Raw genomic sequence first — 26,519 nt, forward strand, 5'->3', positions numbered from 1 at the left:
ACGTGTTCATACGTCACCAACAGGAGCTAACAATGCCCGCTACCATCGGCCACAACATCATCGGCGGCGCGTACAGCGCAGCCGGCTCCGTAGTCCACAAGAGTCACGACGCCACCACTGGCGAAGCCCTTTCCTACGACTTCATCCAGGCCACTCCTGAAGAAGTCGATGCCGCTGCCAAAGCCGCCGCTGCCGCCTACCCCGCTTACCGCAGCCTGTCCGCGGCCAAGCGCGCCGATTTCCTCGACGCCATCGCCGACGAGCTGGATGCCCTGGGTGACGACTTCGTTGCCACCGTTACCCGCGAAACCGCCCTGCCGACCGCCCGGATCCAGGGCGAGCGTGGCCGTACCAGCGGCCAGATGCGCCTGTTCGCCAAAGTGCTGCGTCGCGGCGATTTCTACGGCGCGCGTATCGACCGCGCCCTGCCGGATCGCCAGCCGCTACCGCGCCCGGATCTGCGCCAGTACCGCATCGGCCTCGGCCCGGTTGCCGTGTTCGGCGCCAGCAACTTCCCGCTGGCCTTCTCCACCGCTGGCGGTGACACCGCTTCCGCGCTGGCCGCTGGCTGCCCGGTGGTATTCAAGGCCCACAGCGGCCACATGGCTACCGCTGCATTCGTGGGCGAAGCCATCCTGCGCGCTGCCGAGAAAACCGGCGCGCCGAAGGGCGTGTTCAACATGATCTACGGCAGCGGCGTCGGTGAGACTCTGGTCAAGCACCCGGCCATCCAGGCCGTTGGCTTCACCGGTTCGCTGAAAGGCGGTCGCGCCCTGTGCGACATGGCTGCAGCGCGCCCGCAACCGATCCCGGTGTTCGCCGAGATGAGCAGCATCAACCCGGTCATCCTGCTGCCGGAAGCCATCAAGGCCCGTGGCGAGAAGATCGCTGGCGAGCTGGCAGGTTCGGTGGTCATGGGCTGCGGTCAGTTCTGCACCAACCCTGGCCTGGTGATCGGTGTTCGTTCGCCTGAGTTCAGCGCCTTCCTGGAAAGCTTCACCGCCAAGATGGCCGAGCAGCAGCCGCAGACCATGCTCAACGCCGGCACCCTGAAGAGCTACGTGAAAGGCCTGGAAGCGCTCAACGCACATTCCGGCATCACGCACCTGACCGGTGCCAAGCAGGAAGGCAACCAGGCTCGCCCGCAACTGTTCAAGGCCGACGTCAGCCTGCTGCTGAACGGCGACGAGCTGCTGCAGGAAGAAGTCTTCGGTCCGACCACCATCGTCGTCGAAGTGGCTGACAAAGCCGAGCTGCTGGCGGCCATCAATGGCCTGCACGGTCAGCTGACCGCCACCCTGCTCACCGAGCCGGGCGATCTGGCCGGTAGCGAAGAGCTGTTCGCGCTGCTCGAGCAGAAAGTCGGCCGTGTGCTGTTCAACGGCTACCCGACTGGCGTGGAAGTCTGCGACTCCATGGTCCACGGTGGCCCGTACCCGGCGACTTCGGACGCCCGTGGTACGTCGGTCGGCACCCTGGCCATCGATCGCTTCCTACGCCCGGTTTGCTACCAGAACTGCCCGGACGCGCTGCTGCCCGACGCCCTGAAGAACGCCAACCCGCTGGGCATCGCCCGTCTGGTCGATGGCGCCAGCAGCCGCGACGCGCTGTAAGAAACGGCTCGGCGCTCCGGCGCCGGCCCGCTCTGCGCCGTAAAGAGAAAGCCGACCTCAGGGTCGGCTTTTTTGTGGGCGGTGGATTGGCGTTGTACTTGTGTGCCGCCGCGCTCGAACCGGGCTATGGCAGAGGGCATTTGCGCGGATCTACTGTGGGAGCGGGCATGGCCCGCTCCCACGAACGTGCGATGCGCACCGATCAACTCGTAGGGTGGATAACGCGAAGCTTATCCACCAGCGATCGCGCCGTGCGCGCAGTCAACTGCCAGCCTCGAGGCGCTTGCGCGAAAACCCTGTCGCTCACGACTACCCCCAGGTCGCACTCGAATCCCGCCACGGCGGGCGAGCCACGTAAGTTATCCACAGATGGACGCAAAGGCCCGGGCCAGGCGCGTTCGCATGTTGGAGCAACTGCGCGGAGGCAGCCATGAGCGTGACCACTTATCCACAACAGGCGACGCACGTCGATCTTGGCATTCTGCGCAAGGTGATCGCCGCCTCGGCCATCGGCAACTTCGTCGAATGGTTCGACTTCGCCGTCTACGGCTTCCTGGCCGTCACCATCGCCGCGCTGTTCTTCCCTCAGGGTGATCCGGCCCTGGCGTTGCTGCAGACCTTCGCGGTATTCGCCGTGTCGTTCGCACTGCGCCCGCTGGGCGGCATCGTGTTCGGCATCCTGGGAGACCGCATCGGCCGCAAGCGCGTGCTGTCGATCACCGTGCTGCTGATGGCCGGCGCCACCACCCTGATCGGCCTGCTGCCCACCTATGCCAGCATCGGCCTGGTCGCGCCGCTGCTGCTGGCCCTGGCGCGCTGCCTGCAGGGCTTCTCTGCGGGCGGCGAGTACGCGGGCGCCTGCGCCTTCGTCATGGAGCACGCGCCAACCGAACAGAAGGCCCGTTATGGCAGCTTCGTACCCGTCTCCACCTTCGCGGCCTTCGCCTGTGCGGCGGGCCTGGTGTTCGGCCTGGGCCTGTGGCTGGACGAAACGCAGATGCAGGCCTGGGGCTGGCGCGTACCCTTCCTGATCGCCGCACCGCTGGGCCTGGTGGGTTTGTACATGCGCCTGCGCCTGGATGAATCGCCCGCATTCCAGGCCCTGGCCGCGCAAGCGCACCCGGAGCACTCGCCACTGCGCGAAACCTTGCGTGAGCACGGCGCCACCGTGCTGTGCCTGTCAGCCTTCATCTCCGCCACGGCGCTGTCGTTCTACATGTTCACCACCTACCTGACCACCTACATGCAGGTGGTCGGCGGCGCGGCGAGGCCCACGGCACTGCTCGCCAGCCTCATGGCACTGCTGTTCGCCGCCTTGCTGTGCCCCTTCGTGGGCCGCTATTCGGATCGCGTGGGCCGCCGCCGAACCATCCTCACCGCTGGCGTGGCATTGATCGTCGCGGTCTATCCGGCCTTCACCCTGGCTGCCTCGGGCAGCCTGCTGGCCTCGGCCCTCGGCGCCATGCTGCTGGCCGTCGGCGCGGTGATCTGCGGGGTGGTAACCGCCGTGCTGCTCTCCGAACAATTCCCCACCCGCGTGCGTTACACCGCCTCGGCCTTCACCTACAACCTGGCCTACACGGTGTTCGGCGGCACCGCACCACTGGTCGCCACCTGGCTGATCGAGGTGACCGGCAACCGCATGTCGCCGGCCTTCTACCTGATCGCCATCGCCCTGCTGGCTCTGGTAGGCGGCCTGTCGCTACCGGAGTCGTCGAAGCGTTCGCTGGAAGACCCGATGTCGTAAGGCAGCGTTATGATGGGCGCCCTCCTCGTTCCAATGGGTGCCCCCATGCGACTCGATCCCGTACATGAACCCGACGGCCGCCTGCTCGGCCAATGCTTCCGGCTGCACCAGCCGGCCTCGCTGGAAGAGCTACTGAGCGCCTATGACGATGTGCCCGACGGACATCGCCATCTGTTCACCCTGGATGACCTGGGTCAAGCGCTCTACACCGCGATGCATGCGAGCAACCGCCATGATCTGGACAGCGGCGACTGGCTGCAGGAGGCGGGGATCGCCGCGAGCTGGCTGGAAGATGGCTATCCACGGGACGACCTGTCGCTGCAGCAGCGACTGCACATCCGTCGCCAGGGGTTTGAACGCACGATGCAGGAAACCTCCTTCGACGACCTGTTCGCCAAGGATCTGCGTGTGGATGAAGACAGCCTCGCCGACCTGGTGGCTGCCAATACCGACCTGGTCTCGGTGCTCGATGATGAATGCTATCTGCTGCGGATTCCCGTACAGCGCGCCTGCGAGGCCATCTACGGCTTCGCCAATGGCTACTTTTCCAGCGACCTGTCGCCTCAGGAGAATTTCCGCCTGGCCGAGCATCTGGAAAACCACTACGGCTATGCCCTGTTCGGCATCGGCGCCAGCCTCATCGCCTTTCGTCGCTCACGGGCCCTGGATCAGGCGCAGACCGCCAGCCTGCTCGATCTGCTGAGCCGCCTGTATGCCCGCGAGGACAATGGGGCGCAGGTTCGTGCACTGTTCGCGGACAGTATCGAGAACCGCGAGCTGCTGGTGCTGCGCTACACCGAATGACCGGGTGAAATCAGATCGGCAGCAGATCCGTCTCGACGCCAGCGCTCGACTCATCGCGGTTGCCCGATTGCATGGCCAACAGACGCGCCAGCGTCGTATCGATTTCGATGAAGTCGGGTCGGGCACTGACCTGCGGTTGCTGGCAACGCATCACCAGCTCTTCCAGCAGCGCCGCGTAGAGCGCGGGCACTTCGCTTCGGGTGAGCAACTCTTCGAGCAGAATGCCAAAGGCGCGCACCTCGATGCGCTGCACGGCTGCGTGTTGCCAGGGGGCCGCCGGGGGCTGGAACGACGCGGCACCGAAGTCACCGAGCAGCACCTCGCCAGCGTCATCGAGCAGGATGTTGTGGCCGTAGAGGTCGCCGTGGGAAATGCCCTGCGCATGCAGGTGACGCAACGCCGAGGCGATGCCGCAGACCACTCGCAACGCCTGAGCGAAGGGCGCCCGCCAGGCTGACGGATAGGTGTCACGGCTGCAGCTCTCCAGGCTCGGCGGCCCGGCCAGGGTGCTGAACCGCGGATCGACGAGGCCCAGTAACAGCCCCTGCTCGCCTTCGGGTGCCGCAGCGAGGCGCCCGAGTACATCGATCAGATTCGGGTGGCGCCCGGCGGCGAGGCAGGCGCGCATTTCGCTGTCCGGGGTACCGTCGCTGGTCATCTGGCCCTTGAACAGTTTGAGCGCCACGGCCTCGCACGCGCCATCCGGCCGCTGCCAGCGGGCATGATGAATGATGCCGGAGGCGCCCTGACCCAGTACCTCACCGACCTGCAACGCCTGCCACGGCACCTCGGGTGCCAGGGATTCGAATGCCGCACTGCTGTCGAAAGGATTACCGGCGTAGGCCAGCCAGGCCAGGCGGGGCAGATCCAGCAGCGCATCCGGCAAGCCGGGTAGTCGATTGGCGGCGATGCGCAGCAACTCCAGCTTCTCCAGGCGCGCCAGGCTGGCGGGCAATGCACTCAGGCGATTGCCGGCGAGCATCAGTTTCTGCAGTTCGACGCAGTCGCCGAGGGCTTCAGGCAGACTCTCCAGGCAGTTGTCGGTCAGGATCAGCCAGCGCAGGTGCGGAGGTAGGGCATTCTCGGACAACTCACGAATACGGTTGGACTTGAAGCCCACCATGCGCAACGACAGGCAGCGACCCACCGACTCCGGCACATGCTCGAAGCGATTGTTGGAGCAGAACAACACCTGCAGACGATGCAGCCGGTGCAGGTCGTGGGGCAAATCGCTCAGCAGGTTGCCGCTCAGATTGAGCACTTCGAGGCTGTCGGCCAGCGTGTAGATTTCCTCGGGAAACTGCTCCAGCGCGGCGCACAGGTCGAGACGGGTGATGCCATGGAGCTGGCCGGCACGCAATTGATCGAGGGTATGCATGCTGGCGCAGGCTCGGGCAGGAAGGAGCCTGCCATTCTAAGCGATCATGGCCCTTGGCCACCCAGTGCCCATAAGAAAAATTTCCCGTTTGCCGAACAGTTGTCGAAAGGCACGCGTCGCGACAGGTCAGCGCCGTATCACGGGCCTAGGGCCTGTTAACACTACCGCACGACCGCGCCGGAGCCCGTTTTGCCGCGAGGCAAGGCACGAGCCGCGAAGTTTAGCGGGCTAAATGAGCCGGCGAGAAACGCCGTATCGCGGCAAAACGGGCCCGGCCCTGTGGGTTGCGCGAAAAATCTCGCCATGCGTTGTTGGAGGACTTGGCAAGGGAACAACCATTCCCTGCGTCCTCCGCCTAGCCTGGCGAGATTTTGCGCAGCAACGCGGCTTGCGCGGTAGCGTTAACAGGCCCTAGCGAGTCGATGTGCCGGTACTCGGCGCCCAGCTCATCTGCCAGCTGCGCAGCGCGGCCCAGACGGATCGGCGCGCATTCGATATCCACCAGTGTCGCCGGACAGGGGCTGGGCGGCAGGGCTGGCCATTCCCGCAAGCGCCCGTCGGTGACCACCAGCAGGCGTTGCTCCTCACCCGGCTTGAGACGCTGACGCCGCTGCAGCCAGCCATGGGCGTCCTGCAATGCCGGGATCAACGGGCTGCCGCCACCGGCCCCGAGCTCCACCAGCCATTGTTGCAGAGCGCCGGACGCCTTCTGGCCCTGCCAGTGCCATTGCGGTCGTGCTCCCTGGGCGTCCAGCACGGCGATCCGCGCACGCTCGCGGTAGGCCCGCTCGAAGACTTCGGCGAGCACCCCCTTGGCCTTGCCCAGCGCACCGTGGCGCCGGGTCGAGGCCGACGCATCGACGACGATCAGCCATAGCTGTGTCGGTGCGCTGCTTCGGGACCGATGCTGCAAATCCGCACGACGCTTCGGCTTGCCTTGCAACAAGGTGGCAAGCCAGTCGATGGCGCCGCTGGCACCACGCTGCCTGGCACCACGGCGGCCCTGTGCCTGTTTGCCGGGGGCCGGCTTCGCATCCATCCCCGCTCTGGCACGCGGGGGGATGCCTAGGGCTTTTTTGCCCAGCGCGGCGGTTCACGGCGCTCACCGGTAGCTTGCGCTTGCGGCGGCAGCTCGCCCCACTGACCTTCCCCCGCTGCGGGCTGCTCGCTCGGCGCCTGGGCGGGAGGGTTGGCCGGCGGCTGAGCCTGCTGCCGGGGCGGCGTGTGCCGACGGCGATGGCGCAGCACGAAATCCTCAACCGCATCGATATCCACAGGCTCGATGCCAGCCGCGCCACGCCATGCCGCATGGGCGCGGGCCGCGCGCAGCCAGACCAGGTCGGCGCGCAAGCCATCGACACCGGCCTCGAAACAGCGCTCGGTGATCGCCTCCAATGCCTGATCGTCGAGCGCGATGCGCGCTACCTGAGCACGGGCCTGTTCACACCGCTCGGCCAGTGCCGCCTGCTGCTCGGCCCACTGCGCGATGAACGCCTGGGGGTCGGCATCGAAAGCCAGGCGGCGGCGGACGATGTCGGCCCGCGCCCCCGGTTGCGGCTGGCCATCCAGCGCCAGGTTGAGGCCGAAGCGGTCGAGCAGTTGCGGGCGCAGCTCGCCCTCTTCGGCGTTCATGGTGCCGATCAGGATGAAGCGCGCACTGTGGCGATGAGAGATACCGTCACGCTCGACATGATTGACGCCACTGGCTGCCGCATCGAGCAGCAGATCGACCAGATGATCGGGCAGCAGATTGACTTCATCCACATACAGCACCCCACCATCGGCCTTGCTCAGCAGGCCGGGCGAGAACTGCGCGCGGCTTTCGCCAAGGGCAGCGTCCAGATCGAGCGTACCGACAATGCGCTCCTCGCTGGCACCCAGCGGCAGGGTAACGAACACGCCGCTCTCCAGCAGCTCGGCCAGGCCGCGGGCCAGGGTCGATTTGGCCATGCCCCGCGGGCCTTCGATCAGCACCCCGCCGATTGCCGGATCGACCGCCACCAGGCACAGCGCCAACTTCAGCGAGTCGGCACCGACCACGGCGGCAAGGGGGAAGTGGGCGTTATCGGTCATGGCGCAATCCGGCTGAGCAAAGCTGCCATTGTAGCAGCGGGCGGTCGAATCCCACCCCGCTGTTCTGCTATGGTCGGCGGTTTCGCGATGCTGTCGCGTGCGATTTATCCAGGGAGACTCAGATGCGCCTGTGCATTTTCTGCGGTTCCAATGCGGGCACCAATCCCGTCTATATCGAGGCGGCTACCCGCCTCGGCCAAACGCTGGCCAAAGCCGGCATCGGCCTGGTGTATGGCGGCGCGTCCGTCGGTCTGATGGGCGCCGTGGCCGACGCGGCGCTGGAGGCCGGTGGCGAGGTGATCGGCGTGATTCCGCGTTCGCTGTGGGAAAAGGAAGTGGCCCACACCGGCCTTGATGACCTGCGAATCGTCGACTCCATGCATCAGCGCAAGGCGCTGATGGCCGAATTGTCCGATGGTTTCATCGCCATGCCAGGCGGCGTCGGCACCCTCGAAGAACTGTTCGAGGTGTGGACCTGGGCACAACTGGGCCACCACCGCAAACCCTGCGCACTGCTCAACATCAATGGCTACTACGACCGCCTCAGCGCCTTCCTCGACCACATGGTCGACGAAGCCTTCGTCAAGGCGCCGCACCGCGAGATGCTGATCGTCGAACAGGACATCGACGCACTGCTGAAGGCGATCAACGGCTATGAAGCGCCGCAGGTGGGCAAATGGATCGGCCGGCAGGAAACCTGATGAACGAGCAACCACGCCTGGGTTGTGGGGCGGCCATCGTGCAGGACGGGCGCCTGCTGCTGGTGCGCCGCCTGCGTGAGCCGGAGGCCGGCTGCTGGGGGTTGCCCGGCGGCAAGGTGGACTGGCTGGAGCCGGTCGAGCAGGCGGTACGCCGCGAGATTGAGGAAGAACTCGCCATCCGCCTGACGTCACTGAGGCTGCTCTGCGTGGTCGATCAGATCGATGCGCAGCGCGGCGAGCACTGGCTGGCGCCGGTCTATCTGGCCGATACCTTCGAGGGTGACGCACGCAACGTCGAGCCCGACAAACACGACGACATCGGCTGGTTCGCGCTGGACAGTCTGCCCGAGCCGCTGACCGTGGCGACCCGCCGCGCATTGCCCGCGCTCAACCGACAGCGCTTGCAATCGACCACCGCGATGAATTAACGTCGAGCCCATTCAACGGAGTCTTGCATGTCCACATCCCTGATCCTGACCAGCACCCGCCTCGATGCAGCCTGCATCGTGATCGCGCGTGCCCAGGCATCCGTGGTCGCGGCGGCCTCGTATTTTTATGGGTATTGGTTTAGCCACAGGCGCGCCTGATACCCCACAGGCGCCCTAGTAACTCAGGGTCGCCACCAGACAGTTTCTCGAAACCCCCGGTCGGCCTCCCGACCGGGGGTTTTGTTTTTTCCGGCACATCGATTGTTCACAGAGGATTTCACCATGACCGCCGACACCACCTACCAAAACGATTACCGCTACAGCTGGCGATTTACCGGCAGCCGCGCTGCCCATCCACTCAATCGAACATCCCATCGAGCCAGATAGTGCGCCGCGCGCGGTAACGTCCGCGCCGGCCGAGGAAACCACCATGTCCGTAGCCGTCAATTCCCGCTCCACCGCCAAACCCGCCGATCTGCATCTGGTCGACACCAAGACCCGCCGCCAGACCTCGCCGTTGCCCAGCGCCACCCAGTTGCGCGAAGAGCTGCCACTCTGCGCTGCGCTCGCGCGCCAGGTGCAGCAACAGCGCCACTCGATCCGCGCCATCCTCGATGGTCACGACCCACGTCTGCTGGTAGTGGTCGGCCCCTGCTCCCTGCACGACGACGCCGCCGTACTCGAATACGCCGAGCGCTTGGCCGCACTCAGCCAACGAGTGGGTGATCGTCTGCTGCTGGTGATGCGCGCCTACGTCGAAAAACCGCGCACCACGGTGGGCTGGAAGGGGCTGGTCTACGACCCGGCGCTGGATGGCAGCGGCGACATGGCCGAAGGCCTGCGCCGCTCGCGAAAATTGATGCTGCGCATGCTCGAGCTTGGCCTGCCACTGGCCAGCGAGATTCTGCAGCCGCTGGTGGCTGGGTACTTCGACGACCTGCTCGGCTGGGCGGCGATTGGCGCACGCACCAGTGAATCCCAGGTGCACCGCGAGCTGGTCAGCGGTCTGGAGATGCCGGTGGGCTTCAAGAACGGCACCGACGGCAGCCTCGGCATCGCCTGCGACGCCATGCGCTCGGCGGCCCATGCGCACCAGCACTTCGGCGTCGATGGCCACGGCCGGCCAGCGCTGGTGCAGACCCACGGCAACCCGGACACCCATCTGGTGCTGCGCGGCGGCCACGGCGCGCCGAACTACGACGCTGCCAGCATCGCCATTGCCCGCGCCGAGCTGGAGCGCCAGGGCATCGCGCCACGGATCATGGTCGACTGCAGCCACGCCAACAGCGGCAAGAACCCGCTGCGCCAGCCCGACGTGCTGCGCAGCGTGCTCGACCAGCGCCTGGCCGGCGACGGCGCCCTGCGTGCGGTGATGATCGAAAGCCACCTGCTCGATGGCGCTCAGAGCCTCGGTGGCGAGCTGCGCTACGGTGTATCGATCACCGACGGCTGCCTCGGCTGGACCGGCACCGAGCGCATGCTGATCGACGCCGCCGTGCGCATGCGTCATCTGGTCTAACGCCAGGCGCAGCGATACCCAGGACACTCTCCCGGGTGTCGCTGCACTCGACCCGAGCGAATGACGCATCATCGATCAGGCCCTCTGAAACGCCCAGCCCTGCGTTGTCCACCCTTGCGATCGTGAAGCGGTGGACGGATCGGGCTGCGTAGGTGAAGCGTCGTCCACCCTACGCCTGAAGGCAGCTTCGAGGCGATAGCAGCCGTTCGTAGTCGGGGGCCAATTGGTGGGCTAAAGCCCACCCTACAGCCGCGCATCTAGCCGTAGGGTGGGCTTTAGCCCACCAAATCGAAGGTCCGCTTTCGCCACTTTTCAGCCAACGCGCCAAAAACCTCAGCGTTCTTCACTGTCGAGGAGCAGGTTTTCCAGGGCTTCGCGATAGTCGCCCGGCTCCTGCCACATGCCGCGCTGCTGGGCTTCGAGCAGACGTTCGATGATGTCCTGCAGGGCACCGGGGTTGTGCTGCTGGATGAAGTCGCGGGTGTCTCTGTCCATCAGGTAGGCGTCGGTGAGCAGGGCGTACTGATGGTCATCGACCAGCTCGCTGGTGGCGTCGAAGGCGAACAGGTAGTCGATGGTCGCGGCCAGCTCGAACGCACCTTTGTAGCCGTGGCGCTTCATGCCTTCGATCCACTTCGGGTTGGCCGCACGGGCGCGCACCACGCGGGCCAGCTCCTGCTTGAGGGTGCGGATACGCGGCGTATCGGGCTGGCTGTTGTCGCCGTGGTAGCTGGCTACCTTGGCCCCCCGCAGGGTTTCCACCGCCGCCAGCATGCCGCCCTGAAACTGGTAATAGTCGTTGGAGTCGAGGATGTCGTGCTCGCGGTTGTCCTGGTTGTGCAGCACCGCCTGCAGATGCTCCAGGCGCTCGGCGAACTGGCCCCGTGCGGGCGTACCTTCGCTGCCTTTGCCGTAGGCGTAGCCGCCCCAGTTCAGGTACACCTCGGCAAGATCCGCGCGGCTCTCCCAGAGGCGCTCTTCGATGGCGTTCTGCACGCCAGCACCATAGGCGCCGGGCTTGGCGCCGAAGATCCGCCAGCCGGCCTGACGCCGTGCCTCGAGCTCGTCCAGCCCACCATCCTGCAGCGCCAGGGCTTCCTGCCAGACCCGCGCTGACAGCGGGTTCATGTCCGGCGACTCGTCCAGATCGGCGACCGCCTGCACGGCGTCATCGAACAGGCGGATCAGGTTGGCGAAGGCATCACGGAAGAAGCCGGAGACCCTCAGGGTCACGTCGACACGCGGACGCCCGAGCTGCTCGAGGGGCAGCACGTCGAAGCGCTCGACCCGCTGGCTACCCGCCTGCCATACCGGGCGCACGCCCATCAGGGCCATGGCCTGGGCGATATCATCGCCACCGGTACGCATGGTCGCGGTGCCCCACACCGACAGGCCGAGCTGGCGCAAGTGGTCGCCTTCGTCCTGCAGGTGACGTTCGAGCAGGCGGTCGGCAGCCTGCACGCCGAGGCGCCAGGCCGTGGGCGTAGGCAGGTTGCGCACGTCCACGGAATAGAAATTGCGCCCGGTGGGCAGTACGTCGAGCCGCCCACGACTCGGCGCGCCGCTCGGGCCGGAGGGCACGAAGCGGCCCTCCAGCGCATCGAGCAGGCCATGCATCTCGGCATCGCCACAGGCGTCCAGCAGCGGCGCGATATGGCTGCGCAGGCTGTGTAGCACTGCGTCACTGCTCGGGCCGCAGGGCCGCTCACCCTCGATCAGCCGTAACCCCAGCAGCTCCAGGCGCTCACGGGTATCGCCCAGAGTGCGCCAGGGCTCATCGCTCAGATCAGCCAAAATTTTCGGGCGCGGGCCCGTCCACGGCGCGGCCATATCGCAATCGAGGGGGTCGAAGTCCAGCGCCAGGTCATGGGCCAGGGCACGCAGCAGGCTGGCATTGCCGCCCTGGCCATCGCCGCGAGGGATGCGCAGCAGGGCCAGCAGGGTGTCGCGGCGCAGCGTGCCGGCCGGTGATTCGCCGAACACATGCAAGCCATCGCGAATCTGCGACTCCTTGAGGTCGCACAGGTAGGCGTCGAGCTGCGGCAACCAGCTGGCGGGGTCGTCATTGAGCTGCAAGCCCAGCTCACGATCGAGGCTGGCCTCGCGGACCTTCTGCAGAATCTCGCCGCGCAGCTCACCGGCGCGGCGCAGATCGAGCTGGCTGGCGTCGTAGTACTCGTCGGCCAGACGCTCCAGATCGCGCAGCGGACCGTAACTCTCGGCGCGGGTCAGCGGCGGCATCAGGTGGTCGATGATCACCGCCTGTGTGCGGCGCTTGGCCTGGGCACCTTCGCCGGGATCGTTGACGATGAAGGGGTAGATGTTCGGCAGGGCACCGAGGATCGCCGTCGGCCAGCAGCTTTCGGACAGGCCAACGCTCTTGCCCGGCAGCCACTCCAGGTTGCCGTGCTTGCCGACATGGATCACCGCCTGGGCAGCGAACACCTGGCGCATCCAGCAATAGAAGGCGAGGTAGCCATGCGGTGGCACCAGATCGGGGTCGTGATAAACCGCCGCCGCATCCACCTGATAACCCCGCGCCGGCTGGATGCCGACGAAGGTCAGACCGAAACGCAGGCCGGCGATCATCAGCCGACCCTCGCGGAACATCGGGTCGTTTTCCGGTGCGCCCCAACGCTCCAGCACCGCCTGGCGATTGGCCTCGGGCAAGGCTGCAAAGAACGTCTGGTAGGCGTCCATGGCCAGGCTTTGCGCACAGGGCCGCAGGTCGAGGTTGTCGAGATCGTTGGTCACGCCACCGAGCAACTGATGGATCAGCGCGGTGCCGCTGTCCGGCAAGGCCTCTACCGGGTACCCCCGCTGCTGCAAGGCCTGGAGGATATTCAGGGCCGCCGCCGGGGTGTCCAGGCCGACACCGTTGCCGATGCGCCCGTCGCGGGTTGGGTAGTTGGCCAGCACCAGGGCGACGCGCTTGTGCGCAGCCGACGTGCGCTGCAGCTCGCACCAGCGCCGCGCCAGTTCGGCGACGAAATCCATGCCAGGCAGGTGCGCGCGGTAGCAGACCACATCGCTCTGGCTGCGCTCGCTGCGCCAGGCCAGGCCCTTGAAACTGATCGGCCGGGTGATCAGTCGGCCGTCCAGCTCCGGCAGCGCGATATGCATGGCCAGGTCACGGGGGCCAAGGCCCTGAGCGTTACCTTGCCACTGCTCTTCGCTGTCCAGCGCGCAAAGCGCCTGCAGCACCGGCACATCACGGCGGAACGGCCGCGCCTGGGGCGACTCCGGGTTGGATTGTGCGAAACCGGTGGTGTTGAGGATCACGCTCACGCCAGCTTCGTCCAGCCAATCCTCGACCTGCGCCAGGCAGGCAGCCTCCTTGAGGCTGGCCACGGCGATGGGCAATGGATTGAGGCCCTGGGCCTGCAGCCGCTGGCAGAAGGTGTCGACGAAGGCGGTGTTGGCGGCCTGCACATGGGTGCGGTAGAACAGCAGCGCGGCAACGGGCGCATCCGGCTGCCAGCTGGCACGCCAATCCTGCAGCGACGCATTGCCCAGGTGCGGGTGATACAGGCCGACCCGCGGTAGCGCTCGGGGAGGCTGGCTGCCGTAACGCCGGCCAAGATAGCGATCAGCGATGCAATGGAAAAACTGCCGCGCGTTATCCACACCACCCTGACGAAGGTATTGCCAGAGCCGCTCGGCGTCTTCGCCGGCGACATTGCCCAAGCCGGTCAATTCCGGATCGGGGCTGTCGTCGCCAGGCACCAGAATCAGCGTCTTGCCCTGCCCCGCCAGCTCCACCAGCCGCTGGATGCCATAGCGCCAGTAACTGACACCGCCGTGCACGGAAATCAGAATGACCTTGGCATGCTGCAGGACCTTCTCGACGTAGAAGTCCACCGAGGCGTTGTTACTCAGCTGCGCCGGGCTGGCCAGGCGCAGGCTGGGGTAATCCTCGGGCAGATGACGGGCGACCTCGGCCAGCAGCGACAGGTGCGAATCACCGGTGCACAGCACCACCAGCTCGGCGGGGGTCTGGCCGAGGTCGGCGATGCTGTCGGCCGGCAGCGACTGGCCGGGCTGGGTGCGCAGGAGGTGCATATTCTCGCCTAAGGCATCGCCCGCAAGCGGGCTCCTACGCGAACCGCAGGAGCCCGCTTGCGGGCGATCATGGTTATACCAGCGCCGCTTTCAGCTCAGCCGCGATGGCCGTGTGGTCGAGCTCCTGGCCGATCACGATCAGGCGGGTAACCCGCGCTTCATCGGCCTTCCAGGCGCGGTCGAAATGCTTGTCGAAACGCAGGCCGACCCCTTGCAGAAGCAGACGCATGGGTTTGTTCGGCACGGCGACGAAGCCCTTGATGCGCAGGATGCCATGTTTGCCGACCACATCCTTCAGCGCGGCCAGCAGGCGGGCTTCATCGGCTTCCGGTAGTTCCACGTGGAACGAGTCGAACTCGTCGTGATCGTGGTCTTCGTCTTCATTGTCGTGGTGAGTCTTGCGGCCTTCAATGTGCAACTCGGTCTCGCTGTTCAGGCCCAGCAGCACATTGAGCGGCAACGAACCGCCATGGGCCTCCACCACCTTGACCGCTGGCGGCAGCTCTTCGCCGACTTCGGCGCGCACCGCTGCCAGGGTCTCGGCATCGAGCAGATCGGCCTTGTTGAGGATCACCAGATCGGCGCTCGCCAGTTGGTCGGCGAACAGTTCGTGCAGGGGCGACTCATGATCGAGGTTGGGGTCGAGCTTGCGCTGGGCATCGACCTGATCGGGGAAGGCAGCGAAGGTGCCGGCAGCCACCGCCGGGCTGTCGACCACGGTGATCACCGCATCGACGGTGCAGGCGTTGCGGATTTCCGGCCAGTTGAAGGCCTGGACCAGTGGCTTGGGCAGGGCCAGGCCGCTGGTTTCGATCAGGATATGGTCGAGGTCGCCGCGACGCTCCACCAGTTCGCGCATCACCGGGAAGAACTCTTCCTGCACGGTGCAGCACAGACAGCCGTTGGCCAGTTCGAAAACCCGACCGTTGGCTTCTTCCTCGGTGCAGCCGATGGTGCATTGCTTGAGGATCTCACCGTCGATACCCAGTTCGCCGAACTCGTTGACGATCACCGCAATGCGACGGCCCTCGGCGTTTTCAAGCATGTGCCGCAGCAAGGTGGTCTTACCAGCACCGAGGAAGCCGGTGACGATGGTGACGGGTAGTTTGGCGAGCGTTTTCATGATTGGCCCTGCGTCTGAATGAACGGCGAGCGGGCAATAGGATGGCAGGCGCCAGCCGAGGCTGGCGAAGGCATCACCGGATCACCCCGCCCGGTTGTCGAAAGCGTTATCGAGGCAGGTCTCCTGGCTCACAGGTCATGGCGCGTAGCCGGCCTTCCCGGTTTCCCAGTGGCGATTGGCGATGCGCTCGCTGCTTACAGTTGCGGGGGCAGCCACGGCTTGCCGTGTTCCCTCTTAGCTCCACGCGAGTGGAGAACCTCGAAAGACGCAAGGCTACGCAGAGCCTGCGACACGGTCAATCACGAGCTGATCCGTAACATATTGACGCATCTGCCGCTTCATGATGTCCTTGCGCGGTTGTTTCAGGTGTCTCACGCCGCCGTGCGTGAGGTGAAACGGGAAGCCGGTTCGAGTCCGGCGCTGCCCCCGCAACGGTAAGCGAATGTCAGGATCGTCGTGGCCACTGTGCGAAAGCATGGGAAGGCCGATCCTCATCACTGCCCAGTGATCATCGTGAGCCCGGAGACCGGCCTGAATCCTCTGTTTGGCAACCCGCGGTGGGCGGGCACGCGCCGATAACTGCCCGTTATGCGGGCGGGCTCGCTGCGTCCCTGCTGTGCCGTTCACCTCATAGTGAAGGTTCACGACCATGTCCAGCAGCGCCATCTCGCACTCCAGCGCACCTGCACTTCCCCTGTCACAGCGTATTCTGCTTGCCGTTGGCAGCTGCGCGCTGGGCGCCGTGCTGATCTTCTTCGCCGGCTTCTCCCACGTCGAAGCCTTGCACAATGCGGCCCACGATACCCGGCATAGCGCCGCGTTCCCGTGCCACTGAGGACGCCAGGATGATCAAGCGCATCGCCCAGACCGCAGGCTTCGCCGGCCTGCTCGCTGCCATCGTGCTGACCGTGCTGCAGAGCCTGTGGATAACCCCGCTGATCCTGCATGCCGAGACGTTCGAAGTCGCCGAGCCCGCGGCCAGCATCGAACACAACCACGACACCGCAAGCGCCGCTCACGATCATGGCGCCGCTGGCGGTCACAGCCATGACGGTGAAGCATGGGCACCGAAAGATGGCTGGCAACGGCTGTTATCCACAGGCTTGAGCAACCTGGTGGTAGGTGTGGGCTTCGCGCTGATGCTTGCCGGCCTGTTCACCCTGCGCGCCCCCGAGGGAACCTGGCAGGGCCTGCTCTGGGGCCTGGCCGGTTTCGCCACCTTCGTGCTGGCGCCCTCGAGCGGCTTGCCGCCGGAGCTGCCAGGTACCGCTGCGGCCGAATTGCTGCTGCGCCAGTACTGGTGGATCGGTACCGCAGCTTCGACCGCTGCTGGGCTGGCGCTGCTGGCATTTGGCGGCAACTGGCTGCTGCGCATACTTGGCCTGGTGATTCTGGCGCTGCCCCATGTGATCGGCGCACCGCAGCCTGAGGTGCATGAAAGCCTGGCACCCGAAGCGCTGGAGCACGAATTCATCCTTGCCTCGCTGCTCACCAACGCTGCGTTCTGGGCTGCTTTGGGGCTGGCTGCCGCCTGGTTCCATGGCCGCACTCGACACGCAGAATGAACGAGCGCTCGACCCTCGTCGCCGGCCTGGGTTGCCGGCGCGGGTGTTCGCTGAGCGAGCTGCTGGCCTTGCTCGACGATACGCTGGCCGAGCATGGCTCGAGCACTGCCGAGCTGACGGCCCTGGCCAGCAGCGACCACAAGGCTGACGAGCCCGGGTTGCTGCAGTTGGCCGAGCATCTGGGCCTGCCCATCAGCTTCCTGCCCACCGATGCGCTGACGGGTTACCATGAGCGCCTGAGCCAGACCTCGGCCATCGCCCTGCATGTCACTGGCAGCCCGAGCGTTGCCGAAGCCAGCGCCCTGGCCTTGGTCGAGCGCTTGAGCAATCGCCCCGCTCGCCTGTGGATAACCAAGCGCAAGAGCGCTAACGCCACACTGGCCGTTGCCCGCAGCGATCCGTAGGGTGGATCGGGACGCGTAGTCCACGCTTTCTCGATCCGCCGGATGGCGATCCCCCGCCGAGTGACCGGATAAGCCGAACAACACGGTGGAGGAGAAAAGCCTCTTCCACCCTACACCCAGGATTCGCATGACCGTCTACTTCATCGGCGCCGGCCCCGGCGACCCCGAACTGATCACCGTGAAGGGCCAGCGCCTGATTCGCTCCTGCCCGGTAATTCTCTACGCCGGCTCCCTGGTGCCGGAAGCGCTGCTCGACGGCCATCAGGCCAGCCTGGTGGTGAACACCGCCGAATTGCATCTCGATGAAATCGTCGCCCTGCTGCAGGCGGCTCATGCACGCGGCGAGGACGTGGCACGGGTGCATTCGGGAGACCCATCGCTGTACGGCGCCATCGGTGAGCAGATTCGTCACCTGCGCGCCCTGAGCATTCCCTTCGAGATCATCCCCGGCGTCACGGCCACGGCAGCCTGCGCCGCACTGCTGGAAAGCGAGCTGACGCTGCCGGCCGTTTCCCAGACGGTGATCCTCACCCGCTATGCCAGCAAATCACCGATGCCCGAAGGCGAGCAGTTGCACGATCTGGCGCGGCATGGTGCGACCATGGCGATCCACCTGGGTGTTCAGCATCTGCCGAAGATCGTCGGCGACCTGCTGCCTCACTATGGGGCCAGTTGCCCGATCGCGGTGGTGCATCGCGCCAGCTGGCCGGATCAGGACTGGGTGCTCGGCACCCTCGCCGATATCGAGGCCAAGGTCAGCGCCAAGGGCTTTCGTCGCACCGCGCTGATTCTGGTCGGCAGGGTGCTGGGCGCCGACGACTTCGCCGACTCGGCGCTGTACGACGAGCGCCATCGCCACCTGTTCAGGGCAGGCGTTGCAGACGATACAGACTCTCGCTGACCTTGCCGCGATTGTCGGCGATGACGATCTGCACGCCCTGGCGGGCGAGACGAGCGTTGAGATCGCTGGCGTACAGGCGCTGCAGGAAGCTCGGGTAATCAGGCTCGTTACGGATGGCCGTTTGATCGATCAGCCAGGCATGCAGCGCGGGCAGATGGAAACTCCAGCAGCCCTCCCGGCAGTCGAAGCCGGCGTCGCGCAGTTGCCCGATCAGCGTCTGATCGCCACTCAGCACGCCGTCGCAACAGCGGTACAACGCATCCACCCAGTCGCTCATGTCAGGTGACGACCACCGGCAGCTCGATACGGAAGCACGCACCACCCTCCTGGTTGCTCACGCTGAGCTTGCCACCCATCTGGTTGACCAGCCCGTAGCTGACCGACAGCCCCAGCCCGGTGCCCTTGCCCACTGGCTTGGTGGTGAAGAACGGATCGAAGACCCGATCCAGCAGCAGCGGGTCGATACCGCCCGCATTGTCCTGAACCTGCACGACCACCTTGTCCTCGCTGAGCTCGCTGCGCAGGAGGATGCGCGGCTCCAATTCGGGCTGCTTTTCCCGCGCGCTGAGCAGCGCATCCTTGGCGTTGACCAGCAGGTTGATGATGACCTGCTCGAGCTGGTCGGCATGCCCACGCACCTGTGGAGAACCGCAGAGGTCTAGGGTCAGGTCGATATCGCGGGCGAGTTCGCCTTCGCGGATCAGCGTCAGGGCGCCCTCGATGGCCTCGTCGGGGCTGAACAGATCGTCCTCGACCTCGGAGCGCCGCCCGAAGATGCGCATGTGGTTGACGATCTTCGCCGCCCGGGTGATCTGCTGTTCGATACGCCCCAGTTTGTTCTTCAGGTAATCAGGGTTGGCCGAACCGTTTTCCACACCCTTCAGGGTGTTGGTCAGGGCGATGCGCATGACGTTCAGCGGCTGGTTGATCTCGTGGGCCAGCCCGGTGGCCATCTCGCCCAGCACTGCCATCTTGGCGCTCTGATTGAGCATCTGCCGGGCCTTCTGCAGTTCCGTGTCGTCACGCCCGACAGCCTGCACCTCGAGCAGCTTGCCGTGCTCGTCGAACACGGCACGCTCGGCCAGCACCCACCAGATATGTTCGCGCCCCGGCAGATCCATGCGCACCAGTGCCGTGGAAACCGGCTCGGCGGGCGTCAGCTGCCGATGGCGCTCGCGAAACTGGGTCAGTTCCTGGGCCGACAGATAGGTCGCCAGGCTGGTGCCCGGCAGGTTTTCCTGGCGGATGCCCAGATACTGCGCCAACGGTCGGTTGGCGTAGACCAGGGTGAGATCGGGTCGGTAGCGGCAGATGATCGCCGGCGAGTCTTCCACCAGGATTCGATAGCGCTCCTCGCTCTCGCGAATCCGCTCGGCGGCCTGGGCAGCCTCGGTCACGTCCAGGCAGAGGCCAACCGCTTCCACGGGAATACCACGCTCATCACGCAGCAGTTTGGCTTCGTCCTGCAGCCAGTGGTAGCGGCCATCGCGGTCGATCAGCCGATAGCGAGAGCTGGCGGCACCCTGGCCGAGCAGCGTGCGGGTGTGGGCGAAATAGATGTCCCGGTCATCGGGGTGGATGAAGTCGGCCATGCTGCGCTGCACGAAATCCTCCAGTGTCCAGCCCAGCAACGCGCTGCTGCTATCGCTGCAGAACACCGGCACGAAGACGCCCTCTTCGTAGCGATTCACGTAGATCAGCGCTGGCGCGCTGGCGACCAGACTCTTCAGGCGAGTGGTCGCCGCATCCGCCTCCACCTCCTTGAGTTTCATGTCGTTGATGTCCAGCACCGCGCCGACGATGCGCCGCTGGCCGTTGGCATTGAGAATCCGCGTATGGATGCGGAACCAGCACAGCTCCCCGGCGGCGTCACGCAGACGCACCACCTGCTCGAAGGCGCGACCGCTCATCTCGGCATCCCCCAGGCGGATGCGGAACTCGTCGCGGTCCGCCGGGTTGAGCAGCTCCAGCCAGTCGGCCAGGGCCACCGCTGCGCGTGGGTCGAAACCGAAGCGCTGCATCAGGCTGGGGGCCAGGAGAAACGCGCCACTGCGCGGCATGTATTCCCACCAGCCGGTGCCGAGCAGATTCTGCAGGATATCCACACGCTCGCCATGCACCCGGCGACCCTGCTCGTCGAGGCGTTGCAGCAGGGGCGCTGCGACATGGGCAAAGAGGTCCAGCCAATCACGGGTGTTGAGCTCGGGCATGCTCTGGTGGGCGATGTAGGGCGAGCACAGCAGCCAGGCCCGGATCCCCTGATGATCGGCATAGGGCACCAGCCAGACGGAGTCCGCGGCGTGCCATTCGGTGACATCCGCACCGCCGCGCAACCACTGGACGGGCTGGTCCCCAGCGTACTGCTGCAGCTCGCGGGGCAGGTGCTGGCCATCGTCCCAGAACACCGGCGTCAGCGCGTCGCGGTAATGACCGACGATCTGCCAGCCGCCCCGCTGCGCATCCGGCAGGGCCAGCGCCGTGCAGGCCAGTCGCAGCGCCTGGGCCATCGCGCCCAGCCACTCGTGGGCATGCCGCGGAAACTCGACCCGGTCGGCCCCCCGTATGCTCTGCGCCACGGCGCTGATTTGCGAGAACACCTGCAGGCGCTGTTCGCAGGCCTGCAAGCGGGCCAGAAAGTCGCCGATCTCGAAGGCCTGCAGGGACCAGCCCTGCACTTCGGCCTTCAACCAGCCGCGGGTATGCAGGATGCTGCCGTCACGGGTGACGAAGGAAAGATCGAGCATCTGCTGCACGAAGGCCGCCAGATCGGTCACCAGATAGCGGCTCTGGCCGTGCAGCAACTGCTCCAGCGGCAGCACCTGGGAAACCGCGATCGGCAGGCGGTACGAAAGGCTGCCGGACACCTCGAACACCCGCCCGAGGGCGTCGATGGAAAGATTCAGACACGGGCTGTTGGCGGAAACCGCTACGGGTGCAACTGTCGCCTCCGGCGCCGCCTGCGCTTCGGGGTCACGCTTGAACCAATCCTTGAACACTTGCATTGTCCGGCCCACCTACCATGATTAGCGCCGCAGACGGATCGAAATATCCGTCGACATGATCGGGCTGCATCGCCCTTCCTGAACCCGGACACCCAGCGCATCCATGGCCTATATCGTATTGCTCTGCTGGCTCGGCGCCTGCGCATTCCAGGACGCTCAGCACCGCAAGATCGCCAACCTGCTGACCCTGGGCGGCCTCTGCGTCGCCCTGGTCTACTTGCTGTGGTCAGGCAACAGCCTGACCGGCGCCAGCCCGCCAGCGGTGGCACTGGCGATCGGTATCGCATGCCTGTTGTCGCTGCCCGGCTACCTGAGCCGGCAAATGGGTTCGGCCGACGTGAAACTGCTCGTGGCCCTCGGTGCTGCCAGCGATGCCGCACATGTCCTGTTCAGCGTGATTGCTGCCGCGCTCGTACAGGTCACATGGGTCACGCTGGTGCGCATCTGGCCTGGCATCCGTCAGGCCCTTCCACAACGCCTGGTGGCGCTTAGAACGACCAGTGCCAAAGCGCCTCCCTATGCACCCTTTCTGTGCTTGGGATTCGCACTTACAACCTTGTGGTTCATAGCCAAATAACAGGTGCCATAAAACTGCCAACTTATAGTCGAACCTAAAGACGAATACCGATCTGCCCATGGCAACACAACAACTGATAACCCCTTCTAATCACACGCTGCTCGACTGCATAACTTTGACTATAACTTAAGGCATAGCTATTCTCGTTTTTCAATATCAACCGTCTCCCCATAGAGTCTTGGCATGGAAATCCCTTTGCGGATAATGATAGTCGACGACGAACCGATCATTGTCGAGGAACTCGCGGAGTTTCTCGAGCAACTCGGTTACGGCGTTACGGCATGCCATTGTGCAGAGGATGCATTGCTGGCATTCCAGCAGGACGAGCAGATTGGCATCGTGCTCAGCGACATGCACATGCCAGGGCTCACCGGGGTTCAGCTGGTCGGTGAACTGGCACGTATCGCCCGCCCGGGTCGACTCTACGAAACCGCTATATTCACCGGCAGCACGGACAAGCAGGACGTCATCCTGGCCTTGCGGGCGGGCGTTTCCGACTACTACCAGAAGCCGGTGGACCTGCAGGAGCTGCAGGCCAGCGTGACGCGTTTGTACGAGCGCGTCGAACAGCGAACCAAGGAACAGCAGATTCGTCAGCGCATTCAGGATCTGGCGGCATCGCTGCACGAGATGCACAGCGACCTGCTACCTGCCACACCGATAAAGAACGTCGCGCAAATGACCGCTTCGGTGGATATCATTCCCGAGCCCTTCGACAAGCTGTCGAGAAGGCAATTGGCAGTCGCTCAATTGATCGCCAAAGGGATGACCAATTACCAGATATCCTGTGAATTGGGTATTACCGAAAATACCGTGAAACTTTATGTGTCCCAGATATTGAGACTGACGCGGGTGCACAACCGTACACAATTGGCGTTGTCTTATCCTTCACACGGGTAAATTTTGTAAAAGCGCGGTATAGCATTGCGTTGAAACTTATACAGACGCGTCACGTGTGATGTTTATTTATACGGATAATAAGTCCGTAACACGCCGTCGATACACTATTCGGCCAATATCCTTTACTCGCCCAGTTTCCCACCCGCATCCTGCTCGAAGAATTCCGGGATGGGATGCTTGTGGCTATCCAGCCAACGCTGCAGCGCCAACTCCCGTTCTGCGGGTGTCGACGTCTGAGGATGAGACGACGCCAGGCGTCCCTCGCGCTGCAGGCGCAGCCAATGGCCCGTCTGCGTCTCCACCTCGCCGCCAACCAGGCCGCCCGAACCATCCTCGCCCGCCGCCTGGCCAACCAGCGGCAGGCAGGCCAGCAGCGCAACGCCAACGATCATCCCCTTCATGGTGTGCTCTCCTTCTATAGCTGCTGCGCCGTCCACTCAGCGCTGATTGGCCACCGTATTGCCCTGCAGATCGCCAACGGGCTCGACGCGGATGAAGCCGCCATCGTCAGGCACGATCAGACGGCCAGGGCGCATTTCGATCTTTGCCCGCGCCTGACTGGCAGGCGTGGCGGCTGGCGTGGAGCCCGGCGCAGACGCGATGCTCCTGCTCGCCGGCGCAGCCGAGGCGACAGACGCCACCGGAGCCGGCACCGCTGGCGCGGCAGCCACTGCAGGCGCCGCTGGCTGGACTACTGCCGGAGCGGCAATCCGAGGTGTCGCCGCCAGGGTCGGCGCCACACTCGCGGCTGGCGCCTGGGCCACGGTCACAGGGGCAGCGGCCGGCGCAGGGGCGGCTACAGCAGGCGCTGCCGGCTGGTTGACCGCTACCGGAGCAGCGGCTACCTGGCGGCTCGGCGCTACGCTAGCCACGGCGGTACGCGTGACGGCAGCGGCCGGCGCGGCGGCCACGACCACCGGAGCAACGGCTGGCGCTGGGGCTGCTGGCGGCCTCGCAGCGCTGGCAACGGAAAGCGGCACGACCGGGGCGGGGCGGAAATTGGACAGTTGCGGTGCCGGAACAGCTGGAGCGGGACGCGCCGGGCTCTCTGCCGCACGAGCCACCGCGGGCTGAGCAACCGGCTGTGGCGCTACCGGCTTATCGGCGGGTTTCGCGACAGGTGCGGCAACGACAGGGGCCACCGGCTGTTGCGCCGGAGCGGGCCGCGTCTCGGCGGGCTTAGGTGCCGGGGTCGCGGCAGCAGGCGATCGCTGCTGAGCGCCGCTGGCTGGCGTCGGGGTGTCGGGCTTTGCCGCAGCGGCACCGGCTACACCGATCTGGCTGCGCAATGTCTGGGCACGCTGCTCCGCCGTGCGAAACTCACTGGCGGAGAAGCCCATGCGTTGGGCCAGCGCACTGGCCTGCGGCAGGTTGCCCTGGAAGATCAGCAGGGTCAGCAGGTTGAGTGCCGGCTGTTTCTCCGTCTCATTGAGCTCCAGTGCGGTCAGCAGCTCGAAGCGCGCTTCATCCATGCGACCGAGGTTCATGTACACCACACCCAGGTCGTTGCGGATGGTATCGCTGGTCGGGTCCAGATTGGCCGCCAGGCGCAGATGCTCGAGCGCTTCCTGGTAACGGCCCTGAGCGCTGGCGAGCTGGCCGAGGCCGTGTTCACCCTGAGCCTTGAGGCAGGTACCGAGCAGGCTGGTATAAAGCGCCTGGGCTTCCGGGCGGTTCAGCGAGCGCAGAATGCGCGCCTTGTACAGGTTCGCCTGGGGCAGTCCGCCGGGCAGGCGCTCCAGATTGGCCAATGCAGCGTGCAGCCGCCCTTCATCGGCGGTTTTCTGAGCCAGATTGAGGGCCAGCTCCTGGTCCTGGGACAACGGCGCACAGGTCATCGGGATCGCCGCGCCCCTGCTCATCAACCAGGGGGACTGGGCCGGGCTGCTCGCGCAACCAGCCAACAATCCCACCACCCCAACCACGGTCACTACACGCTTCATTTCAACTCCCCAAGAGCCCCGACGATCGCGATAAATCCGGGCCCTGCCAATACGATCAACAATGCCGGGAACAGGAAGATCATCATGATCACGGACATCTTCCCGGACAATTTGGAAACTCTTTCTTCGAGAGCCGTATGATGCCGATCATCGATCAGCTCCTTGAGCCGCAGCAGCGAGGCCATGGCCCCGCCGCCCTGGACGATAAGCTGTTCAAGGATCACTACGCAATCGGTGACCTCGTAGACTTCCAGCAGGGCCGCCATGTCACGTAATTCGCGGCCCAGTTCGAGCCCTGCATCGACCCGCGCCAGCACCTGACGCAGCTCTGCACTGAGGTTCGGCAGGATGCCCTCGGACTCCTTGGCGAGCACCCGCAGCCCCTGCTCCACGGTCATGCCGACATCGAACAGGATGCGCAGCAGGGGAATGAACGTGGTCACCTCTTCGGCCAATTGTTCCTGCCGACGCCTGGCCGCCATGGCCAGCCAGCGCTTGGGGATCAGGTAACCGATACCGAGCGCGAACACCGGCGCCAGCCAGATCGGTTGCGGTGCCTTGTTCAAGAGTAGCTCGACGATCACCACCAACAGCAACAATACGATGGGCGTGCCCAACTGGATGGCCGAGAACATCGATTGCTGATTGCGCTTGCGCCAGCCCAGGCGATTGAGCAACTGCACCGTTTCGCTATCCATGCTCAGGGTACGCCGCCCCAGGGAACTGCCGCCGATGCCGCGCATCACGCCGCCACCGGACACCCGCGAGACTGTGCCCATGCGCTGGCTGAATTGCCGGCGGGCACGCAGATCGCCATAGGCCAGGTAGATGAACAGCACTGCGAGCAGCAGTTGCAGCAATGCGCTGAGCAGGAGAAGACCACCCATCACAAACTCCTCAGCATGCGCCACAGCGAGAAGCTGCCGAGGGCCTGCAGCACGAACGCCAGCAGCAGCACCATACGCCCCGTGGACTCCTGCCACATGCCCAGCATGAATTGCGGGTTGGTGACGAAGATATAGCAGGCCAGCGCCAGCGGCAGGCCGCCCATCACATAGGCGCTGATGCGGGTTTCGCCGGTCAGCGCGCGCAGTTTGCGAGCGCTCTGTTCGCGCTCGCGGATCAGCCGGATCAGGTTGTTCAGCAGCTCGGTGCTGTTGCCGCCATAACGCTGATTGACCCTGACCCCGAGCGCCAGCACCTGGAATTCTTCACGCTCGTAGAGGTCGGCGAAATCCTGCAGGGCATCGCCCAGGCCCATACCGCGCAGCACGTTACGGCGAGTGCGCGCCATCGCCCCACGCAGTGGCTCGGGGGCGGTCTCCATGGCCAGCATCAGCGCGTCACCCAGCGCACGCCCGGACTTCAGGCTGCGGATCACATGGTCGAGAAAGACCGGCAGTTGCTCGATCATGCGCAACAGCCGACGGCGATACCGCAAGGCGATGAACAGACGCCCCAGCAGCAGCGGTAACAGCAACATGATCAGCAGGCCGAGCCAATGACCGACGATCAGGCCCATCAGCGCGCCGAGCAGCCAGATGAACAACCAGAGACCAAGACCCTGACGCGGCTTGCTGAAACCGGCACGCAGGAACAACTTATCCACATGCCCGATGGACACCATCCCCAGCGGCTCCGGCTGATCCATCAGCAAGCGCTGGATGACCTGCTCGGAGGCGGCCTGCTCACGGCTTCTGCGCAGCATCAGCAGGCCCGCCCCGAGCAAGATCAGGCAGATCACCCCCAGCAGCATCGATGCGTTCATTCAAGCTCTCC

The 26,519-nt window shown here is 65.2% G+C and carries 24 protein-coding genes and 2 riboswitches; of the genes, 13 read left to right on the top strand and 11 right to left on the bottom strand.

Going from position 1 to position 26,519, the window contains the following annotated elements:
* The first annotated feature begins 32 nt into the window (after nt 1-32).
* The 3 genes from QRN22_RS19435 (at nt 33) to QRN22_RS19445 (ending at nt 4,164) form a co-directional block, all read left to right on the top strand.
* Nucleotides 33-1,613: an aldehyde dehydrogenase (NADP(+)) gene (locus tag QRN22_RS19435; protein ID WP_042555881.1), complete on the top strand. Its 1,581-nt coding sequence runs from the start codon at nt 33-35 to the stop codon at nt 1,611-1,613.
* A gap of 430 nt (nt 1,614-2,043) precedes the next feature.
* Complete coding sequence (locus QRN22_RS19440) at nt 2,044-3,360, top strand: MFS transporter (RefSeq protein ID WP_042555880.1); 1,317 nt, start codon at nt 2,044-2,046, stop codon at nt 3,358-3,360.
* Nucleotides 3,361-3,405: 45 nt separating this feature from the next.
* Nucleotides 3,406-4,164 (top strand): hypothetical protein, encoded by a 759-nt coding sequence (locus QRN22_RS19445; RefSeq protein WP_156152775.1) that lies wholly within the window; start codon nt 3,406-3,408, stop codon nt 4,162-4,164.
* Nucleotides 4,165-4,174: 10 nt separating this feature from the next.
* On the opposite strand, the gene QRN22_RS19450 is transcribed toward QRN22_RS19445, so the two are convergent.
* From QRN22_RS19450 to QRN22_RS19460, 3 genes are all read right to left on the bottom strand, one after another.
* Nucleotides 4,175-5,542 carry a leucine-rich repeat-containing protein kinase family protein gene (locus QRN22_RS19450; protein ID WP_082045880.1) on the bottom strand — a complete coding sequence of 456 codons (1,368 nt, stop codon included), beginning with the start codon at nt 5,540-5,542 and terminating at the stop codon, nt 4,175-4,177.
* A gap of 355 nt (nt 5,543-5,897) precedes the next feature.
* A complete protein-coding gene (locus QRN22_RS19455) occupies nt 5,898-6,581 on the bottom strand; it encodes a vWA domain-containing protein (protein WP_042555879.1) in 684 nt (227 codons plus the stop codon).
* A 26-nt stretch (nt 6,582-6,607) separates the two neighbouring features.
* A complete protein-coding gene (locus tag QRN22_RS19460; RefSeq protein ID WP_042555878.1) occupies nt 6,608-7,615 on the bottom strand; it encodes a magnesium chelatase ATPase subunit I in 1,008 nt (335 codons plus the stop codon).
* Nucleotides 7,616-7,737: 122 nt separating this feature from the next.
* On the opposite strand from QRN22_RS19460, the gene QRN22_RS19465 reads away from it, so the two are divergent.
* The 4 genes from QRN22_RS19465 (at nt 7,738) to QRN22_RS19480 (ending at nt 10,263) form a co-directional block, all read left to right on the top strand.
* Nucleotides 7,738-8,316, top strand: a complete 579-nt coding sequence (locus tag QRN22_RS19465) for an LOG family protein (RefSeq protein WP_042555877.1) — start codon at nt 7,738-7,740, stop codon at nt 8,314-8,316.
* Nucleotides 8,316-8,744, top strand: a complete 429-nt coding sequence (locus QRN22_RS19470; protein ID WP_042555876.1) for an NUDIX hydrolase — start codon at nt 8,316-8,318, stop codon at nt 8,742-8,744. Before QRN22_RS19465 ends, QRN22_RS19470 begins: the two co-directional genes overlap by 1 nt.
* Before the next feature lie 27 nt (nt 8,745-8,771).
* The gene (locus tag QRN22_RS19475) at nt 8,772-8,903 is read left to right on the top strand and encodes a hypothetical protein (protein ID WP_269432935.1); all 132 of its coding nucleotides are present in this window, start codon (nt 8,772-8,774) and stop codon (nt 8,901-8,903) included.
* Nucleotides 8,904-9,174: 271 nt separating this feature from the next.
* Nucleotides 9,175-10,263, top strand: coding sequence for a 3-deoxy-7-phosphoheptulonate synthase (locus tag QRN22_RS19480; protein WP_042555875.1), 1,089 nt, complete (start codon nt 9,175-9,177; stop codon nt 10,261-10,263).
* Nucleotides 10,264-10,596: 333 nt separating this feature from the next.
* Here the strand turns inward: QRN22_RS19480 and cobN are convergent, their stop codons facing one another.
* Together cobN and cobW are read right to left on the bottom strand one after the other, a co-directional pair.
* A complete protein-coding gene (cobN, locus tag QRN22_RS19485; RefSeq protein ID WP_042555874.1) occupies nt 10,597-14,325 on the bottom strand; it encodes a cobaltochelatase subunit CobN in 3,729 nt (1,242 codons plus the stop codon).
* Between the two features lie 73 nt (nt 14,326-14,398).
* Nucleotides 14,399-15,448, bottom strand: coding sequence for a cobalamin biosynthesis protein CobW (gene cobW / locus QRN22_RS19490; RefSeq protein WP_042555873.1), 1,050 nt, complete (start codon nt 15,446-15,448; stop codon nt 14,399-14,401).
* Nucleotides 15,449-15,544: 96 nt separating this feature from the next.
* Nucleotides 15,545-15,725, bottom strand: a riboswitch (cobalamin riboswitch).
* Between the two features lie 70 nt (nt 15,726-15,795).
* A riboswitch (cobalamin riboswitch) is annotated at nt 15,796-15,997 on the top strand.
* Between the two features lie 100 nt (nt 15,998-16,097).
* On the opposite strand from cobW, the gene QRN22_RS19495 reads away from it, so the two are divergent.
* The 4 genes from QRN22_RS19495 (at nt 16,098) to cobM (ending at nt 18,318) form a co-directional block, all read left to right on the top strand.
* The gene (locus QRN22_RS19495) at nt 16,098-16,283 is read left to right on the top strand and encodes a CbtB domain-containing protein (protein ID WP_082045879.1); all 186 of its coding nucleotides are present in this window, start codon (nt 16,098-16,100) and stop codon (nt 16,281-16,283) included.
* A 10-nt stretch (nt 16,284-16,293) separates the two neighbouring features.
* Nucleotides 16,294-17,013: a CbtA family protein gene (locus QRN22_RS19500; RefSeq protein ID WP_042555871.1), complete on the top strand. Its 720-nt coding sequence runs from the start codon at nt 16,294-16,296 to the stop codon at nt 17,011-17,013.
* Nucleotides 17,010-17,417, top strand: a complete 408-nt coding sequence (locus QRN22_RS19505) for a cobalamin biosynthesis protein (RefSeq protein WP_042555870.1) — start codon at nt 17,010-17,012, stop codon at nt 17,415-17,417. The genes QRN22_RS19500 and QRN22_RS19505 overlap by 4 nt, the downstream gene beginning before the upstream one ends.
* A 127-nt stretch (nt 17,418-17,544) precedes the next feature.
* Nucleotides 17,545-18,318 carry a precorrin-4 C(11)-methyltransferase gene (gene cobM, locus QRN22_RS19510; protein WP_042555869.1) on the top strand — a complete coding sequence of 258 codons (774 nt, stop codon included), beginning with the start codon at nt 17,545-17,547 and terminating at the stop codon, nt 18,316-18,318.
* Here the strand turns inward: cobM and QRN22_RS19515 are convergent.
* Together QRN22_RS19515 and QRN22_RS19520 are read right to left on the bottom strand one after the other, a co-directional pair.
* Nucleotides 18,281-18,595: a hypothetical protein gene (locus QRN22_RS19515; protein ID WP_042555868.1), complete on the bottom strand. Its 315-nt coding sequence runs from the start codon at nt 18,593-18,595 to the stop codon at nt 18,281-18,283. The two genes, cobM and QRN22_RS19515, sit on opposite strands and share 38 nt — an antisense overlap.
* Nucleotide 18,596: 1 nt before the next feature.
* A complete protein-coding gene (locus tag QRN22_RS19520; protein ID WP_042555867.1) occupies nt 18,597-21,320 on the bottom strand; it encodes a PAS domain-containing sensor histidine kinase in 2,724 nt (907 codons plus the stop codon).
* Nucleotides 21,321-21,423: 103 nt separating this feature from the next.
* On the opposite strand from QRN22_RS19520, the gene QRN22_RS19525 reads away from it, so the two are divergent.
* Nucleotides 21,424-21,897: a prepilin peptidase gene (locus tag QRN22_RS19525; RefSeq protein WP_042555866.1), complete on the top strand. Its 474-nt coding sequence runs from the start codon at nt 21,424-21,426 to the stop codon at nt 21,895-21,897.
* 183 nt (nt 21,898-22,080) lie between these two features.
* Nucleotides 22,081-22,797 carry a response regulator transcription factor gene (locus QRN22_RS19530; protein ID WP_042555865.1) on the top strand — a complete coding sequence of 239 codons (717 nt, stop codon included), beginning with the start codon at nt 22,081-22,083 and terminating at the stop codon, nt 22,795-22,797.
* Between the two features lie 122 nt (nt 22,798-22,919).
* Here the strand turns inward: QRN22_RS19530 and QRN22_RS19535 are convergent, their stop codons facing one another.
* From QRN22_RS19535 to QRN22_RS19550, 4 genes are read right to left on the bottom strand one after another with little or no spacing between them, the layout of a single operon-like run.
* Nucleotides 22,920-23,198, bottom strand: coding sequence for a DUF3613 domain-containing protein (locus QRN22_RS19535; RefSeq protein WP_042555864.1), 279 nt, complete (start codon nt 23,196-23,198; stop codon nt 22,920-22,922).
* A gap of 36 nt (nt 23,199-23,234) precedes the next feature.
* Nucleotides 23,235-24,740 carry a tetratricopeptide repeat protein gene (locus tag QRN22_RS19540; RefSeq protein ID WP_082045878.1) on the bottom strand — a complete coding sequence of 502 codons (1,506 nt, stop codon included), beginning with the start codon at nt 24,738-24,740 and terminating at the stop codon, nt 23,235-23,237.
* Nucleotides 24,737-25,627 carry a type II secretion system F family protein gene (locus QRN22_RS19545; RefSeq protein WP_042555863.1) on the bottom strand — a complete coding sequence of 297 codons (891 nt, stop codon included), beginning with the start codon at nt 25,625-25,627 and terminating at the stop codon, nt 24,737-24,739. The genes QRN22_RS19540 and QRN22_RS19545 overlap by 4 nt, the downstream gene beginning before the upstream one ends.
* Nucleotides 25,627-26,508: a type II secretion system F family protein gene (locus QRN22_RS19550; RefSeq protein ID WP_042555862.1), complete on the bottom strand. Its 882-nt coding sequence runs from the start codon at nt 26,506-26,508 to the stop codon at nt 25,627-25,629. The genes QRN22_RS19545 and QRN22_RS19550 overlap by 1 nt, the downstream gene beginning before the upstream one ends.
* Between the last annotated feature and the right edge of the window lie 11 nt (nt 26,509-26,519).

The organism is Pseudomonas sp. MEJ086 (genome assembly GCF_030209025.1).
Taxonomy (GTDB): domain Bacteria; phylum Pseudomonadota; class Gammaproteobacteria; order Pseudomonadales; family Pseudomonadaceae; genus Aquipseudomonas; species Aquipseudomonas fulva_A.